Below are 16,803 nucleotides of genomic sequence, written 5' to 3' on the forward strand. Positions count from 1 at the left end.
AAAAATCCTTTTAAGAAATCTTTCTAAAACTCAGCGCTTTAAGCATGTGAGATTTTTCTATATTCTCGCAAGCGTTTAAATCCGCAATCGTCCTAGCGACTTTTTTGACCTTATTAACAGAGCGCATGGACAGATTAAACCTTTCAACCGCCTGCTCTAACAACTTTTTTGCTTCAGCGTTTAAAGGGCAAAATCTCTCTATCTGCTCTTCATTAAGCTTACCATTAAAAGCGCTCTGTTTCCTTAACTTTTGCTGTTTGAAAGCTAATAATACTAACTCATGCATCTCTTTTGAAGTCCAAGAATGCGACGGCGTGTCCTTATAATTCCCCTCTTCCATTTGCACAAACAAATCAATCCTGTCCAAAAAAGGCTCGCTCAAGCGGTTTTTATACTGCGTGATTTCTCTATCTTGGCAACGGCATGCTTTGGTCGCGCTGAGTAAATTCCCGCACAAGCAAGGGTTTTGAGCCCCTACAAATAAAAAAGAGGTTTCGTATTCAATCTTGCTGTGCACTCTTGAGATCACCAATTTATTGTTTTCTAAAGGCTCTCTTAAGGCTTCCAAAATATCCTTTTTAAAATGAGGCAATTCATCAAAAAAAAGCATGCCGTTATGCGCTAGCGCGATTTCGCCAGGTTTTGGCTCTTTTAAAGAGCTTGAGCCTAAAATGCTGGATTTTGAAGCGCTTTGGTGAGGGTTTCTAAAACTCCTTAAAGGGTAATAGGCGCTGTCTTGCTCGCTTAAAATGCGTAATTTTGTCGCTTCTAGGATTTCATTCAGGCTCAATGGAGGCAAGATATAACGCATGCGATTAATGATCATGCTTTTCCCACACCCTGGACTTCCCTCTAAAATCAAGTTATGAAACCCAGCGCTAGCGATCAAAGCGGCCTCTTTAGCGACAGCTTGCCCCTTAACTTCTTTAAAATCTAAGGCATAGGCGTCTGAAAAATAATACTCTTTATCGTTCAATTCTATCGTTTTAAAGGGTAGTTTTTTCGTGTGGGTGTCTGCTTTGATTTCAGGGTTTTGCAAGATTTCTAAAGCTTCTTTAAAATGCTCCACAAAAAAGCATTGCAAATTAGGGATAAGCGAAAAAAGCTCTTCATTAGCCTTAGGCGCAATGACTTTAGCATGGGGGTGCTTAATGGCAATGTCTAAAAGCATGGGGAAAATGTTAGGATTGGGTTTGATCTTGCCATCAAGCCCTAACTCCCCAAAAGCAAACCACTCTTTAAAAGCCAACTCTTGTTTTTGCAAAGCGATTAAAAGAGCGATAGGCAAATCAAAATGGCTCCCGGATTTAGGCAAATCTGAGGGGGAAAGGTTGATGGTGATTTTTAAAGGCGGGAAAGTGAAATCGTTATTTTGTAAAGCCGATTGGACCCGCTGCTTGGCTTCTTGGATAGAGCTATTAGCCAATCCTGAAATCACAAACGCCGGCAAAGCCCTTGTGAAAGTCGCTTCCACAGCCACGATTTCCGCCACTCCCCTTTGCATGGTCGCGCAAAATATCGTGTTAATCATGATTAAGACTTGTTTTTGGGATTTTTACTTAATTCTTTTAATTCTTTTTCAAATTTCTTACGCTTCAAAATGGATAATTTATCCACGAATAACACGCCATTAAGGTGATCGATCTCATGCTGAATGGCTACCGCTAAAAGCTCGCTCGCTTCTAAAACTTTCACTTCAGCGAAGCGGTTTTGATACTCTATTTTAACCTTTTCAAAACGCTCCACCTCTTCATAAAATCCCGGCACAGACAAGCACCCTTCTCTATACATCATTGATCCCCCAGTTTCTATAAACTTAGGGTTAATGATTTCCAAGCAGTATTCTTTGTGCTGCACGCCGTCTTCTCGTGGGAGATTGATAATGAGCATTCTTAAAGGCAAGCCCACTTGAATAGCGGCTAACCCTATCCCCTCACTAGCGATCATAGTCTCATGCATGTCATCTAGCTGTTGGTGGAGTTTTGCATCAAAAGAAACGACCTCTTTAGAAATCGTTCTTAAGATTTTAGAAGGGTAATGGATAATCTCTAATAACGCCATGCAATCACTTCACATTTTTCTGTAACACTTTATCAATCAAGCCATACTCTTTAGCTTCTTTAGCGCTCATATAAAAATCCCTATCCGTGTCTTTAGCGATTTGCTCCAAACTCTGCCCTGAGTTTTGAGCCAAAATAGAATTCATCAAACCCTTAAGCCTAAGGATCTCGTTAGAAATGATTTCAATATCGCTCGCTTGCCCTTGAGCCCCCCCTAAAGGCTGGTGGATCATAATCCTTGAATGGGGTAGTGAAAAGCGCTTGCCCTTAGCCCCACAGCTCAGTAAAAACGCCCCCATAGAAGCCGCTTGACCGATGCAAATCGTGGAAACATCAGGGCGGATAAAATTCATGGTATCATAGATGCTAAGACCGCTTGTTATCACCCCACCGGGAGAATTGATATACAAGCCAATGTCTTTTTCAGGGTCTTCAGCTTCCAAAAACAAGAGTTGGGCCACGATAGAAGACGCCACGCTATCGTTAATCTCACCGCTCAATAAAACAATGCGATCCTTTAAAAGGCGCGAGTAAATATCATAGCTGCGCTCCCCACGATCGGTATTCTCTATTACATAAGGAATGTATCCCATCATCTCTCCTTTTTAGCCGTTTAACCCGCTTGAATTTTTTGAGCGTTGGGCCTCATTTTTTCCAAAATTTCTTGTTGCTCTTTAGGCAGGTTTTTATCCAACAAATAAGCTAACACCCTATCTTCAATCATCGCCATTTTCACCGCCGCTAACATGTTATTTTTGCGGTATTGTTCAATGAGACTTTCTGGGTTTTGCCCTGTCATCATCGCTTCATAATACAAGGTTTGAAAGACTTCATTGTCATGCACGCCAATTTTTTCTTCTTTCGCTAAAGCGTCAATGATAAAAGTGATTTTCACGCTTTTTGTGGCATCGTTCCTAAAGCTCTCACGCTTTTCTTTGGCTTTTTCTTGACTTTCTTGTAAGGATTTGACTTCCTCAGCTTGCATGGAATAAAGAGCGTTCCTGAACAACAAATCCATTTCTTGCTCTATGATCGTTTTAGGCAAATCAAAAACAATCTTTTCATCTAAATTTTCAATCAATTTTTCTTTCAACTCTTCATTATAGAGCCTGGCTTTATTTTCTAAAAACAACTGCCCCTCAACCCTTTCTTTTAAAAGCTTTAAGGTCGCATCCTCTTCATTAGCTAGCACGATTTTAGCGAGTTCGTCATTGATTTCTAACACTTCACGCGCTTGAATCTGGCGCAATTTCACTTTAAAAAGGGCTTCTTTGCCGGCTAAATGCTCTGCGTGGTATCCGCTAGGGAAAGTCAAAGGGAATTCTTTTTCTTCGCCCGCTTGCATGCCTAAAAGAGCTTTTTCAAAATCTTCTAGCATTTGCTTACTGCCTAAAATCAAATTGAAATTCTCAGCCTTGCCCCCTTCAAAAGGCGCATTATCTATAAAGCCTTCAAAATCAATCGTTAATTTATCGTCGTTTTGAGCTTTTCTTTGAGCGTCAGTATCCACGAATTTCGCATAATCTTTAGCGAGCTGTTTCAAACGCTCATTAATTTTTTCTTCATTGGGAATTTCCACTCCCACGCTAGGCACACACTCTTTGATCTTGTCTAAAACAATCGTGGGTTTTAAGCCGATGTCCGCTTCTATTTCAAAATGCGTGTCTTTTTTTTCAAATTTAGTGAGGTTGGGGCTGCCGATTAGATCCTTATTTTCAATCCCTAATTCCTTAAAAGCGTTTTTTAAAACCTCTTGAATCATCTCTTCTTGAGCGTCTTGTTCAATTTGGGCTTGATAACGGGTTTTCACTAAACTAAGGGGGACTTTACCTCTTCTAAAGCCATCAATTTTAACTTTTTGGGCGATTTTTTGAGCGATTTTATCATAACGCTTTTCTAAATTTTCAATGGAAGGTTTAGCGCTCAAACGGGCGTTAGCGGTGTCAATCTTTTTCACTTCAAGATTCATTTTTTTCCTTAATGGTTAAAAAATTAAATTTTTGTATCATTATAGCTTAATTTGTTTTAATTCTAGTTTATAAAAAGCGGTTTTAATTCTAGTTTTCAAAAATTTAAAAAACTAAAAATCATAAGTTGAAGTGAGATAGACAGAAATATTGCGTTTGAAATGAAGGGTGTATAAAGGGGTTTTAAAATAATCATTGGTTAAAAAAGGGATGCGCGCGCCCAATTCTATCGCCCAATTCTTATACCTTGAAAAGCGGTAACGATACCCCACATTCAACATCACTTGAAACATGTAAGGGTGATAAACGCTCAAAGGATCTTTAGCCCACTTTTTAAAAATCTTTGTTTCATAAAACCAGGTTTCTCCCACGAAATTCATCCCTAAAATCAGCGTCCCAAAAGCGCGTTTGTATAAAAAGTCAGCTCCCGCACCATAAAAAATAGCGTTGATAAAAGTCTCTTTTCTTTGCAATTTTTCTCTATAGCTTTTAGGGATCTGCGAACTCTCCCTCAAACTATCGCCCAATACGCCCTTATTTTTAAGAAAAAACCCATAAGCATAATCCAAAGAAATATAAAAACGGAAACCATAGTGCTCTTTTTTAGGAAAAAATTGTTTATAGCCATAAATCAAACTGACTTCAGCAAAAGGAATGTTTCGGTATTTTGAATGGTTTTCAAATTTTTCCCTACTCTGCAGCCATGACATTTGCACCACGCTTGTGCCATAATAATGGGAGCTTTTGTCTATGTTAAAAAGTTTTTTTTTGGGCTTTTTAGGCTTAGTAAAACACGGAGGGTGGGCCTTGCCCCTTAAACACTTCTTGGCTAAAAACCGCTGGTATCCTAGATCTTCTTTTTTGATGATGGTGTAAGTAACCAAATCATCAGCCCTTAAATACACGCTCAAAAAGAACGCTAAAACACCCCCTTTAAGCAGTTTGTTCAAGCGTTCTTTTCTTATGCGTTATTTGTCTTTATCGGTTTCTCTTGTTTTTCAATTCCTTGGCGTCTTTTTGATAAGATTCTAAATTCTTTTGAGTGAGCTTTTTGTCTATTTCTTGCATGATATTTGCAAAAATCTTATTCAAAGCGCTCTTGATCGCGTCATTAGAATTATCCGTTCCCTTAACCATAGTGCTAACTAACCCCCCGCTATGGCTTGAATGGGTGGTTTTTAAGAATTTTTCTTGAATGTCCAACTCGCTCAAATCCATCGTAAAAGAATCTAAAGATTCCCCACTCATAGGCTCTAGTATGGTAACCTTGACAAACCCAGCCGGGATTAAAACCCCTTCCATTTTGTCCAAACCAGTGGAGAATAATAACCCGGGTTCTGATTTTTTCTGTATGGTCCTTTTAGGATCGGGGCGTAAAACAATTTCGCCATTCATAGCGACGGCCAAATACCCTTCTTTTTTTTGCGAAAAAGAAAGATCGTCTTTATCGCTGCTATCTACGCTAATAACCTTATAGCCTTGATTTTGCAAGATCTCTTCAACCTTAAGCGTGGTTTGATTCTTGAATTTGTTTTCATACTCTTTAGCAATATTATCGCTGTATTGAAAAGCTGGCCTTAAAAGCAAGATCTTTTCATCTAACGCTTGAACTTTCTCGCTAGCTGGATGGTAATTCAATTTCAAAGCGACTTCATTGGTTTCAATAATATGCGGGCTGCATCCCACCAACAAAGCCACCACGCTCGCGCCTAAAAGGCATTTTTTCCATGCAAAATCTTTAAAATGATTATTTGCTTTCATCGTTCTATCCTTGATTGTAATATTTTAGACTTCTATAACAACAAACCCGAAGCAACCAACACGCTTTTGTTGTCAAAATGTTATTTTACCCTAACATCTTTAGATTATCAGTCTTTTTCTATTTTTTAGCGTTATAATCCCCGCTTTTGCCTCCACTTTTATGCTCCAACATCACACCGCTAATTGTCATGCTCTTATCAATGGCTTTCACCATGTCATAAATGGTTAAAAGCCCTATGCTCACACTCATTAGCGCTTCCATTTCTACGCCCGTTTTAGCTTGAGTTTTGACTCTCGCATAGAGTTTAAAACTACAAGTCTCTTTTTCTTCTAAAATATCAATATCCACCCCATTGAGCATGATTGAATGGCACATGGGAATGAGCTCGCTTGTCTTTTTAGCCCCCATAATCCCAGCAATAATAGCAGTCTGTAACACCGGACCCTTTTTGACGCAATGATTGATAATAGCGTCATAAGCCTCTTTATTCATGCTGATACGACCGCTCGCTAGAGCGATTCTTTCAGTGGTTTCCTTATCCCCTATATCCACCATTTTAGGCTGATTTTCTTCATTCAAATGAGTGAGTAGCATTTTTTACCTCATTGTTTGGGGCGAAACGCTTGAATGTTTTTTTCATTCACTTGCATATAATTCCCTAAAATCAAATCCACGCAATAAGGAATCGCTGGAAAAACCGCCTCTAAGCATTCTCTAATACTTTTTGGCTTACCAGGGAGATTGATAATCAAACTCTTATTCCTGATGCCAGCGCTCTGGCGCGATAGAATCGCTGTAGGCACATATTTTAAACTAGTCATTCGCATAAGCTCTCCAAAACCAGGAAGCATTTTTTGGCACACTTTTTCTGTGGCTTCTGGGGTTATATCTCTTAAAGCAGGGCCTGTGCCTCCTGTAGTAACGACTAGATCGCATTGGTATTCATCGCACATTTTAATCAGCGATTTTTCAATCAAATCCCTTTCATCAGCGACAATTTCGTAATGAAATTCTAAAGGATTGAGCAGATATTCGCTCAACACTTCTTGTATCGCCTTACCGCTTAAATCTTCATAAATCCCTTTTGACGCTCTATCGCTCGCGCTCAAAACGCCTATATGAATCGTTTGCATTTGAACTCCTTTTTAAGCTAAAAGCCCACTCCCTTTTAAAAGGTGGCTTCTCTCTTTAGCGTAAATGCGTTTATTATGGATTAAATCGTATTTCCAAATAGGGGCGTTATGCTTAAAATCTTCAATAAAATCTTGGTATAGTTCTAAAGCATTTTTTCTATTCTTTCCCATTAAAACGCATAAAAATGAGCTTTGTCCTATCAAAACATCGCCCAAGCTGTGCGCCATTTTTAACACCACGCCCAAATCTTTGGCTTTATGGTGCCATTTTTCAAACCAAGTCTTTAATAACGCTTCATAAATATCAAAACTCAAGCCTTGAATGTTATTCTCTCCTCTCACAATCCCAACAAACACACAAAACGCTCCAAAGTTTTTCGCACAAGCTTCCTCTTGATAGGCTTTTAAAAGCTTGTCAGTATCTAATGCCCCTTGAATGATTTTTAACACCTAGCCTCCACAAACCGGTGGCAACAAACTTATCACATCGCCATCTTTTAAAGGCGTGTTTAAATTGTCTATTAAACGATCATTAAGGGCTATCGCGCAAACGCCCAACCACTCTTTTAAGCCCTCTTTTTCTTGCAAAATCGCTCTTAATTCCTTTAAATCACCCGCTTTGATGAAAAAATTTTCTTCTTTTATGGGTCCAAAAAATCGCACTTCCACCATCATTTACCCTTATATTGAATCTTTTAAAAGCATGATTTTAATATTTTTAAAACCTCTTTAAAGCGCTCATGGTTTTCACAATAAATGCCCCATTTTGAGCTTTTTGACTTCCAAATACCCTTGATTGTGTTCATTAGCGCACACGATCAAGCTCTCTCTTGTTACCTCAGCGTATTTTTCTAAAGCAGCGATTTTTTTAGGGTTATTCGTGAGCAAGCGCATTTTTTTAATGCCGTAATATTCTAAAATTTCACCCGCAACACTATAATCCCTTTCATCGTCTTTAAACCCTATCATTTCATTGGCTTGAATGGTATCATAGCCCTTATCTTGCAAAGCGTAGGCATTGACTTTGTTAAATAGCCCTATCCCACGCCCTTCTTGGCGCAAATAAATCACTAGTCCCCCTTCTTTAGAAATCCTTTCTAACGCCATTTGCAACGCCCCCCCACAATCGCATTTTTGAGAGCCTAGAGCGTCGCCGGTCAAGCATTCTGAATGCAAACGCACTAAGGGGTTTTGAGAAAAATTAGGGGTGAAAATGACTAAATGATCTTTAGAGCCATTAGAACCCTTTTCTCTAAAGCACTGGATATAAAACTCCCCAAATTGAGTGGGTAATTTGGCTTGGTTAGAGACTTCTAATCGTTTCAAGGATACTCCTAAAATTAGTTTTAAAAACGCGTCTTTTAAAAAAAGGTATTCTATCAAAACTCTTTATAATTTTCTTAAATTTTAAGCTCTTAAAATTTGTAAGTCAAATTCAAACCATTGGGGCTTAAACCAGAACGGATTTCATGTTTATTATAAATCCCTAAAGCTTCCCCAAGCCCTAAATCCCTAATGATAAAACCGATAGGATCCATAAGAGCGATAATTAAACGCCCTAAAAATAAAGAGCCAAAAAGCTTGCCTTCGTTGCGTTGGATATAGCGCGTGAGCTGGTAAAACCCTTCCCCTAAAATGGAGCCTAATAAAGGCGTGATCACTAAATCCTGCCAGCTAGGCACTTCCACAAACGCTTCCAAACCATATTCCCAAAAAAGCGTGGAAGTGATAAAAGAAAAAAACGCTGATGCCATCCAGCTAAACCCAGCCATGCGCGGTTGCATATAATACATAGCCCCAAAATAAGGGTGCAAAATTTCATTAAAAATAAAACTATCGTTGTCTAGTTTTGGCCCCATGCGGACATTTTCAAACCAACTTTTGATCCCAAACTTTTCTTTATCCCAATTCGTTACGCTCTCTGGCATGAGATACAGCCCCACAATCCCTATCACCAACGACACGCCTAAAATCCCAACACTCGTGCCTAAATATTTCCAACGGCTATTTGGGGCATAAGGGATCGTGTTGCTCCTTTTAAACTTCTTTTTAAAGTGTTGCCAAATAAGATTTTTAGGATTTCGTCTGAGCGTTTCTTCCAATTGAATGCTGTTGGCGTTTAAAAAACTACAGCCCAACCCCCAAATAACCACGCAAACTACCCAAATCTTTTGGAAGGTTTTTAGGAATATTTTCAATGATATTTTTAGGAATGTTTTTAATGAAATCAGCATAAACTCTATTATTACTTTCATCAGGTTGCAAACTTTATTGCTTGACTTAAAAAGAGTTTATTATACCTTAAAAACATTACAACACATTCAATAAAACTTAACAAGCCTCTTAAAGGCTAATCGTTTCTACAAGCTTAAGCCCAAACCCGCTCAAAGCCTTATACTGCCTGTCTTCAGAAGAGCTTAAAAGCCTGAAATCCTTTATCCCCAAATTTTTTAACACTAACGCCCCGATCCCAAAATCTTTAACGATATTGTTTTCTTTAGAATGCGTGTTCATAAAGATCAAATAACCCCCTTCGCGCTTCAAATATTCTAACGCCTTAAAAAACGCTTCAAACGCTCCAGTCGTTAAAAAATCAAAATCCTCTTTGATAGGGTGGAAACGCACTAAAGGGGCTAGATCATTGGTTTTTGTGCCCTTAAATTTAAAAGCGTAATGGTTTTTTTGCTGGTGGTCCAAAAAAGTGTAGCATTGCGTTTGGTGTTTTAAAAATTCTCTTTCTTCTTGGCAAAACATTTTCAGCAAACTTTCATTTTCCAAACGATAGCTAATCAAATCAGAAACATAGAGGGTTTTGAGGTTATGTTTAATGGCAAAATCGCTCAAAAATTTATCCCCTCTCCTCGCCATAGAGCCATCTTCTTTCATGATTTCACAAATCACGCTCACGGGCTTTAATCCGGCTAATTTGCATAAATCCACGCTCGCTTCAGTATGGCCCGTGCGCGCTAACACGCCCCCGTCTTTGGCGATTAAAGGGAAAATATGCCCCGGGCGCACAAAATCGCTCGGTTTGGTGGTGTCTTTACACAATAATTCAATCGTTAAATGCCTTTCAAAAGCAGAAATCCCGGTTTTGGCTTCTTTAGCGTCAATGGACACCGTGAAAGCGGTCTCATGGTTAGAATCATTCACGCTAACCATAGGGGGTAATTCAAATTTTTTCGCTAAATCTTTGGTCAAAGACACGCAAATCAACCCCCTAGCATGCGTGGCCATGAAATTGATTTTCTCAGGGGTAGAAAAAATCCCAGCCAAAACCAAATCCCCCTCATTTTCTCTGTCTTCATCGTCCATAACAATAAGCATTTCGCCATTTTTATACGCCTCTAAAGCTTCAGTAACTCGTTTTAAGATCATTCTAACTCCCTAGTTTTATTCAATGATATTGAGTTTTATAGAAAAAAGAAATATAGCATGTTTAATAACGATTATTACTTTATTGCTTTATTTAGATACAAACCGCTAAAGCCTTTAAATCAATTGAATGAAACTCCCCCTATCATGCAAGAAATGCTCAAAGACTTATTCTAATGTTTGCCAATTCTGATTAATTTTGGGCTATACCTAAAAACTTTATCCAAGATTTTAACCGCGCTTTTATGCAAAGAACGGCCAATCCTGATACTTAAAGGTAATTTTTTAGGCCTTTGTTTTTCTGTGTTGGAGTTTTGGGAATTCATTCCATCGCAAGCGATCGCAAATTCTTCTAACACATAGTTTTTGACCCCATGCCAATAATGCCTATCCATCACGCAATCTATGGGCATCACCCATTCTTTCGCGCTGTATTTCAATAATTTTTGCGCGGCTTTTGGGGCCAAAACATACCCTTGAGTGCCAATGCCATCTTTAAAATTTAAGATTTGAGAAACCCCTTTAATAAGAGTTTTTTGTTTAGCCACATTTTCTTCTAAATGCATCAAGCGGATATAGCCTAATTCGTTGATGTGTTGGTAACAAAACTCCAGGCTCTCTTTAAAACGCTCTTTTACAATAATATCATCTTCTAAAATACAGATCGCTTCATTGAGTTCTATGCATTTTTGCCACAACGAATAATGGCTCGCATAGCACCCAAGCTCCCCAAACCCCATCCTCTTCCCGCAATGCTTGAGCGCGTAAAAGAAATTTTTGAACGCGCAAGGGGGGTGTTTTTTATTCTTACAAAAAGCCAATAAATCTTCAACCATAAAAGAAGGGTGCAAATGCTCTAAAATCAAGGGGTGTAATTGAGTGGGAGAGATTTTAGAATAGATCGCATCAAAAATTTCATAAGAGATCCCTTGAAGTTTAAGGCTCTCTAAAAGGGGGGTTATATGAGTTTCTTTTAAAGAAAAATTGTGACAGGTTTTTGGGCTTAAATGAATAATAAAAACACGCATGTTAGCCTTAATTCTTAATACAAATAAAATCAATATTAAACAGACTTACATTCTAGCGCAAATTTTAGTAAAATACGCATCATGTTAGATGATATTCCTATTACCATTCAAAAAAGTGAAAAAATCAAAACCCTGAGCTTGAATATCACGCCCTCTTTAGAAGTGATTCTAAAAATGCCCTATTCTTGCTCTCAAACTAGAGCGAGCGCTTTTTTAAAAGAACAAGAATCTTGGCTAAAAAAAACCCTTTCAGCCATGCAAGAAAAATACTCCCTTTTACACTCGCGCCTAGAAACCTATCAAAACAAAATCCTTGTGTTTGATGAGGTGAAAAACGCCAACGATTACACCCTAACAGAGCTTAAAAAAATCTTAAAAACTTATTTGGAGCAAAAACTCCCTTTGATCGCTCAAAAAATGCAAACTTCCTATACCGGTTTTAATATTAGAAACAACGCTAAAGTTTTGGGGAGCTGCTCCTATCATAACCGCTTGAGTTTTGCTCTTTTACTGGTTTGCGCTCAAAAAGAAGCGATTGATTATGTCATCATCCATGAACTCGCCCACACGATCCACAAAAACCATTCCAAAAATTTCTGGCATTGCGTTCAAATCTTTTGCCCTAATTACCGCACTCTAAGAGAGCGTTTAAAACAAAATATCATTTTTTACGCCCAACTTCTCAAAACATTACAACCCTAAAATTAAAAATTATAGCTCACATACGCTGTGATGCTTCTGGGAGGCGCGGCTTCTTTCCCGTTAGGGCTAGTGCCTATCCCGCTAAACCAATATTTCATGTTAAAAATGTTATTGATTTGCAAGCTCGCATTAACGCTTTGATTTTTGCGTTCCCACAAAGTGCTAGAAATTTGCAAATTCCACACCCAATACCACGGCGTCATGCCCGCTGTTTTGGTAGTGATAGCCCCCATTTTAATCGTGGGCGCGTATTGAGTGAAAGGCACGGTGTTTAACACATCGCTATAAGTTCGGCTATAAAAGAACGAACTCAACCCGATCGTGGTTTTAGCGTAAGTGTAACTCGCGTCTAAAATGAATTGGTGCGGGCTGACAAAAGGGAGTTTTTTGCCAAAAATATCTTTTTTAGGCCCTTTAGGATTGGCAGGGTTAGTAACCATCGTGTGGCTGGTGATATTAGCGTCTATGAAAGTGTAAGCCGCATGGAGATTAAGCCCCCTAATAGGCGTGTAATACAATTCCAGCTCCACGCCTTGCGATCTCGCATTCACCGGCTCTCTATTATCCCCATAGCGTCCGGTAAAATAATGATTCGCAAAAATCACAAAATAATTCGCGTTAAAACTCACTTGATTGTTAAAATAATATCTTGAGCCGCCTTCCATGACATTAAAGATTTGAAAATAATCCGTGCTTGTGCCTACAAAACTACCGATATTGCTGAATTGGGGCGGAATGTAGCTTCTTTGATAATTGAAATAAAACAACCAATCCTTAATGGGTTTATAGCCGACATTAACCGCCGGATTCCATTGGTTATAACGCTCTTTCGTGGTTTTTGGGGTTTGACCCACTTTAAAGGGAGGAATGTCTTTTTTTTCGTAATTTAAAAAAGTGTATCTCAAGCCCGGCGTGATCGTTAGCATGCCGTTATTGAAATTGATTTCATCGCTGGCATACACAGCGGTATAATTGTTGAAATTATTGAGTGAAGTTCCTGCATCAAACCCACTGCCATTATTAGGCATGCTAGGGTTTTTCCTGGTGGTGGATCGGCGGTATAAATCTTCAGTTAAAAACCGCATTCCCATGTTAAAAGTTTGTTTGACTTTACCGGTATTGACAACGAGATTGAGTTTTGGTTCAAAAGCATTCACCACGAAGCGGCGGATATTGTCAAAAAATTGCCAGCAAGGGCTATTCGTATCGCTATAAGAATACAGACCGCAATTAGGGTTTTTCGCGCTAATCTCCCCCTTGCCTTTAAAAGGTAAAATCTTATTTTGACTGCTCATATACACGCTTTGGTATTGGTTAGAAAAGCCAAAATCCCTACTCATGTCATGCGTGAAATAAGTGAATTTAAAATCGCCCCCCACTTTCCTATCCGGATCGCCAAAATAATTTTGATACACGATCCCAAAGCGTTTGGCTCGCCCTCCATCTTGATTGTCAGGTCGCTCATTAATGAAGCGGTTATACGCATAATCTTGCGCGCTCAAAGTGCCAGGATGGTAAGAATTGTATTGATAATATTGGTAATAAGCTTTAAAAGTGTTGGTCGCATTAACCTTTATAACCGCATCCAACAAGTAGTTTTGCACCTTTGTAGGGCTGTTTTGCCTGAAACCTTGCCCATTAATCCAATTGCCTTGGGCGCTAATTCCTATATACTTACCCAACATTCCAGCCGTTCGCCCGTAAGTGTTAAACAGCATTTGGTTTCCTAAAGTTTGGGCTAAAGGCTTGCCCTTTTCTTTAGGATCTACAAAACCCCCTGTGGATGAGCGCCCCCAAAAGGTGATCCTTTCAGCCGCTTGATTTTCCCACTCTTTTGGGATTTCTTTAGTGATAACATTCACCACGCCTCCAAAAGTGTTAGGGCCGTATTGGACGCTCGTGCCCCCTTTAATCACATCAATCCTATCCACTGACTGGAAAGTAACAGGGAAAATCGCCAGTTCAATATTGGAATACGGTGCGCCATAAATAGGGATACCATTGACTAAAATCATGCCTGTATTGCTATGCCCGTTACCGCCCCCACCAAAACCGCGCACCGAAATTTTAGGCAACACGCCCGTGCCTGTAGCGTCTCTGATTTGAATCCCTGGCACATTTTGCAAAGCGTTTTCAATATTCAAATTACCCGTTTTTTTGAGCTGTTTGTTGGAAATCACCGTGCGAGAGCTTGTGGAATTACGCACCTCTTCGCTTTGATATGAAAGCGGCGCGCTGGAATTGAATTTTTGCTCGGTGGTTGTCACTTTTTGCAAAGTGTGATGCTGTTCTTTTGCACCCACCAAAGAATTAAGGAGCAAAAAAGTCAAAGCGTTCAACGCTAAAAAATAAGGGGTTTTTACCCTCAAATAACCATTCATTATGATAACCTTTCTCATTTAATTCAAACCGATGTATACTATCAAAATAATTATTATAATTAACTTAAATTTTGAAATTTGACTTTATTGATTTACAATTTGTTATCAAAACGATTTGAAAAAGGTTTTTAGTGTTTTTTAAACAAGCCGCTAAGCGTTTTTTAAAACAGAATGTTAGTTTTAGAATGCGTTATTTATCCATTTGACGAAGAAACCATCACAACCGCTATTGCAAAACCAGCGTCATGGCTGATGCTCGCGCTCAAGCTTTGGATGTTGAAATAATCCATTTTTTCTTTAGAAAGGGTGATTAAGGGGGCGTTTTTAGGGCTTTTAGAGATTTTTATATCCAAAAAACTTAATTCCTTACCAATACCCACTTGAAGAGCTTTAGAGCAAGCCTCTTTAAGCGCGAAAAACCCGGCGATACTGCTGGATTTATCCTTGCATAAAACGATCTCACTTGGCGATAAAAAACGCTCTAAAAACTTCATTTTAAAGCGTTTTATACACTTTTCTACCCTAGCAATAGAGACAATATCTATGCCAATCATTTAAAATTATTGGATGATAAAATCAGTGAAAAAGACATTTTTAATAAAGCCATCAATCAAAAACGAATTCAAATGGCTCTTAATCTCGTCTTTAAGCTTGTTTTTGCCCTTGTTGGTAACCACTTCTTCCACGCTTTTAGACGACAGAATCTCTATAATCGTGTCTTTAATCGCTGTGTCTTTAACCTTGACTTCATTCAAAAGCTTTTCATTACTCAATTCTAACGAAATAGAAGCCTTAAGGTAGCGTCTGCCATTTTGAGAGACTAAATTCACCGCAAAAGGCGCATCAATCGCATACAAAGGCCCAAGCACCAAATATTGCTGGATATTAGAGCCTTCTTTAGCCTCTTGATTCTTGTTCGCCATAGGATTAGCTTGAACTTCTTGGGTGTTTTTAGAAGCGTTTTCTTTAGATTCTTCCTTATTCCCCATAAGCAGCATGATAATCACCCCCACCAATAAAAGCATCACTAACACGCTTCCAATAATGACAAATAAAAGGGCCTTGCTTTTTTTTTGGGGTTGTTGCGCGGTATTTTCTTGTTCTTCTGCCATGCCTATTCCTATTGAAAATAAGTTAAAGTGGTTTTTCCAAATTTTTTCTGTTTGATTATAGCTAAAGTTACAAGACTTTTAGGCATTTCATGCACGCTTTCATGCTCAAAAACCACTAAAAGATTTTTTGAATGAGAGCGTTTTAATAACCTTTCTAAAGCGTGAAAACATTTTTCATAAATCCCTAAAAACCCGCTTGTTTCAAAAGGAGGATCTAAATAAATAATATTCAAAACGCCATTTTTTAAACGCAGCGTAGGCAAAAGATTGAAAGCGTCATCTAAAAAAGTTTGGATTTCCATTTCCTTTTTCAAGCGGTTTTTAAAAAGGGAAATATTTTCTAAAAGTGTCTTATAAGCGTTTTTATTTTGCTCAAAAAACACCGCGCTTTTAGCCCCCCTACTCAAAGCCTCTAAACCCATAGAAGCGCTGCCTGAAAACACTTCTATAAAGTGCACTCCTATAATTTCTGCTTGCAAGGTGTTAAAAAACGACTCTCTTACGATCGCTTTGGTGGGGCGCGTGCTAGAAACGTTAGGCAAATTCAAGCCTAATCCCTTACAAACCCCCCCAATGATCTTAAATTTTTTTACTGGCTGATGATTTGGCATAATTTGTGGGTGTATTCTTCTAGCAATTGCTTAATCTTTTGCTCTTTAGAAAATTGGATTTCTTCGCAAGGTTTTTCGCTCGTCTTTAAAGCGCGATAAAAATTTTTTACATCTTCTTTCACGCTCTGTTTAGTGAAAGGCTTTCTTAAGCATTCTTCTATAAAGCATAGGGGCTTATTAATCTCTAGCGTTTCATCATCGCTTAAAACAAGATCGCAAACTTCCATAGGAGAGAGACAATCGCTCAAATAAAATTCCAAACTCCTTTGGATCAACAAAGACTTGCAAGAAAGAAAAATTTTCAAAAAACCCCCTTTATCCCATCAATAGGCTTAAATTGTTTCAAATTATAGCGATTCTTTCTTTTTAATACCAATCTTAAATAAATACGATCAAAAATTGTTTCATTTTGTAAAAAAGAAAAACAGAATGTTAAAAATAAAGCTCAAATAACATCGTTTTTTTTTTTTTTTTTTGGTATAATGCTCGGCGAAGGTAAGAGCGAAAGGCGTATTATATTCCTTCCTTCTTTACTATAACTTAGCATTTTAATCAACTTTTTCATTAAAATGTCCTGACGCTCTTACCTTAATTGAAAAAGCAAGTCAGCCTCTCTCAACTTTTCACGCAAACTAACCTTGAAAGCGTAGTGTTTCATAGTAAATGCTTAGT

General features: G+C 38.5%; 20 protein-coding genes. 1 reads left to right on the plus strand and 19 read right to left on the minus strand.

What is annotated here, in order from left to right; all coding sequences use genetic code 11:
• Positions 1 to 10 precede the first annotated feature (10 nt).
• From DQL14_RS05145 to DQL14_RS05210, 14 genes are all read right to left on the minus strand, one after another.
• The gene (locus DQL14_RS05145; RefSeq protein WP_108168979.1) at positions 11 to 1,531 is read right to left on the minus strand and encodes a YifB family Mg chelatase-like AAA ATPase; all 1,521 of its coding nucleotides are present in this window, start codon (positions 1,529 to 1,531) and stop codon (positions 11 to 13) included.
• A gap of 2 nt (positions 1,532 to 1,533) precedes the next feature.
• Positions 1,534 to 2,061, minus strand: a complete 528-nt coding sequence (gene def, locus DQL14_RS05150) for a peptide deformylase (RefSeq protein ID WP_108168980.1) — start codon at positions 2,059 to 2,061, stop codon at positions 1,534 to 1,536.
• 4 nt (positions 2,062 to 2,065) lie between these two features.
• Entirely contained in the window at positions 2,066 to 2,653 is a 588-nt protein-coding gene (gene clpP / locus DQL14_RS05155) for an ATP-dependent Clp endopeptidase proteolytic subunit ClpP (RefSeq protein WP_000540573.1), read from the minus strand.
• A 20-nt stretch (positions 2,654 to 2,673) separates the two neighbouring features.
• Entirely contained in the window at positions 2,674 to 4,029 is a 1,356-nt protein-coding gene (gene tig, locus DQL14_RS05160) for a trigger factor (RefSeq protein WP_108168981.1), read from the minus strand.
• Positions 4,030 to 4,140: 111 nt separating this feature from the next.
• A complete protein-coding gene (locus tag DQL14_RS05165) occupies positions 4,141 to 4,977 on the minus strand; it encodes an outer membrane protein (protein WP_108168982.1) in 837 nt (278 codons plus the stop codon).
• A gap of 28 nt (positions 4,978 to 5,005) precedes the next feature.
• On the minus strand, positions 5,006 to 5,788 hold the full coding sequence (hpaA, locus tag DQL14_RS05170) for a flagellar sheath lipoprotein HpaA (RefSeq protein WP_108168983.1): 783 nt from the start codon (positions 5,786 to 5,788) through the stop codon (positions 5,006 to 5,008).
• A gap of 118 nt (positions 5,789 to 5,906) precedes the next feature.
• Positions 5,907 to 6,383, minus strand: coding sequence for a cyclic pyranopterin monophosphate synthase MoaC (gene moaC / locus DQL14_RS05175; protein WP_000927592.1), 477 nt, complete (start codon positions 6,381 to 6,383; stop codon positions 5,907 to 5,909).
• Positions 6,384 to 6,391: 8 nt separating this feature from the next.
• A complete protein-coding gene (gene mog, locus DQL14_RS05180) occupies positions 6,392 to 6,922 on the minus strand; it encodes a molybdopterin adenylyltransferase (protein WP_001193314.1) in 531 nt (176 codons plus the stop codon).
• 12 nt (positions 6,923 to 6,934) lie between these two features.
• Positions 6,935 to 7,372, minus strand: a complete 438-nt coding sequence (locus tag DQL14_RS05185) for a molybdopterin synthase catalytic subunit (protein ID WP_108168984.1) — start codon at positions 7,370 to 7,372, stop codon at positions 6,935 to 6,937.
• Entirely contained in the window at positions 7,373 to 7,594 is a 222-nt protein-coding gene (locus DQL14_RS05190; protein WP_000230565.1) for a MoaD/ThiS family protein, read from the minus strand.
• A 75-nt stretch (positions 7,595 to 7,669) separates the two neighbouring features.
• Entirely contained in the window at positions 7,670 to 8,248 is a 579-nt protein-coding gene (gene ribA, locus DQL14_RS05195; protein WP_015644228.1) for a GTP cyclohydrolase II, read from the minus strand.
• Positions 8,249 to 8,337: 89 nt separating this feature from the next.
• Positions 8,338 to 9,075 carry a DUF3943 domain-containing protein gene (locus tag DQL14_RS05200; protein ID WP_231952815.1) on the minus strand — a complete coding sequence of 246 codons (738 nt, stop codon included), beginning with the start codon at positions 9,073 to 9,075 and terminating at the stop codon, positions 8,338 to 8,340.
• A gap of 190 nt (positions 9,076 to 9,265) precedes the next feature.
• On the minus strand, positions 9,266 to 10,300 hold the full coding sequence (locus tag DQL14_RS05205; RefSeq protein WP_108168986.1) for a bifunctional 3,4-dihydroxy-2-butanone 4-phosphate synthase/GTP cyclohydrolase II: 1,035 nt from the start codon (positions 10,298 to 10,300) through the stop codon (positions 9,266 to 9,268).
• 170 nt (positions 10,301 to 10,470) lie between these two features.
• The gene (locus tag DQL14_RS05210) at positions 10,471 to 11,325 is read right to left on the minus strand and encodes a glycosyltransferase family 25 protein (protein WP_108168987.1); all 855 of its coding nucleotides are present in this window, start codon (positions 11,323 to 11,325) and stop codon (positions 10,471 to 10,473) included.
• 81 nt (positions 11,326 to 11,406) lie between these two features.
• On the opposite strand from DQL14_RS05210, the gene DQL14_RS05215 reads away from it, so the two are divergent.
• Positions 11,407 to 12,027: a M48 family metallopeptidase gene (locus tag DQL14_RS05215; RefSeq protein ID WP_108168988.1), complete on the plus strand. Its 621-nt coding sequence runs from the start codon at positions 11,407 to 11,409 to the stop codon at positions 12,025 to 12,027.
• A 2-nt stretch (positions 12,028 to 12,029) separates the two neighbouring features.
• Here DQL14_RS05215 and DQL14_RS05220 read toward each other — a convergent pair whose 3' ends face one another.
• From DQL14_RS05220 to DQL14_RS05240, 5 genes are all read right to left on the minus strand, one after another.
• Complete coding sequence (locus DQL14_RS05220; RefSeq protein ID WP_172953001.1) at positions 12,030 to 14,426, minus strand: TonB-dependent receptor family protein; 2,397 nt, start codon at positions 14,424 to 14,426, stop codon at positions 12,030 to 12,032.
• Positions 14,427 to 14,602: 176 nt separating this feature from the next.
• On the minus strand, positions 14,603 to 14,962 hold the full coding sequence (acpS, locus tag DQL14_RS05225) for a holo-ACP synthase (protein WP_108168990.1): 360 nt from the start codon (positions 14,960 to 14,962) through the stop codon (positions 14,603 to 14,605).
• A gap of 6 nt (positions 14,963 to 14,968) precedes the next feature.
• Complete coding sequence (gene fliL / locus DQL14_RS05230; protein WP_000797032.1) at positions 14,969 to 15,520, minus strand: flagellar basal body-associated protein FliL; 552 nt, start codon at positions 15,518 to 15,520, stop codon at positions 14,969 to 14,971.
• Between the two features lie 8 nt (positions 15,521 to 15,528).
• Positions 15,529 to 16,131, minus strand: a complete 603-nt coding sequence (gene rsmD / locus DQL14_RS05235) for a 16S rRNA (guanine(966)-N(2))-methyltransferase RsmD (RefSeq protein WP_108168991.1) — start codon at positions 16,129 to 16,131, stop codon at positions 15,529 to 15,531.
• The gene (locus DQL14_RS05240) at positions 16,110 to 16,436 is read right to left on the minus strand and encodes a dihydroneopterin aldolase (RefSeq protein ID WP_108168992.1); all 327 of its coding nucleotides are present in this window, start codon (positions 16,434 to 16,436) and stop codon (positions 16,110 to 16,112) included. Before DQL14_RS05240 ends, rsmD begins: the two co-directional genes overlap by 22 nt.
• Positions 16,437 to 16,803: the final 367 nt, after the last annotated feature.

Origin of the sequence: Helicobacter pylori NCTC 11637 = CCUG 17874 = ATCC 43504 = JCM 12093 (genome assembly GCF_900478295.1) — a bacterium.
GTDB lineage: Bacteria > Campylobacterota > Campylobacteria > Campylobacterales > Helicobacteraceae > Helicobacter > Helicobacter pylori.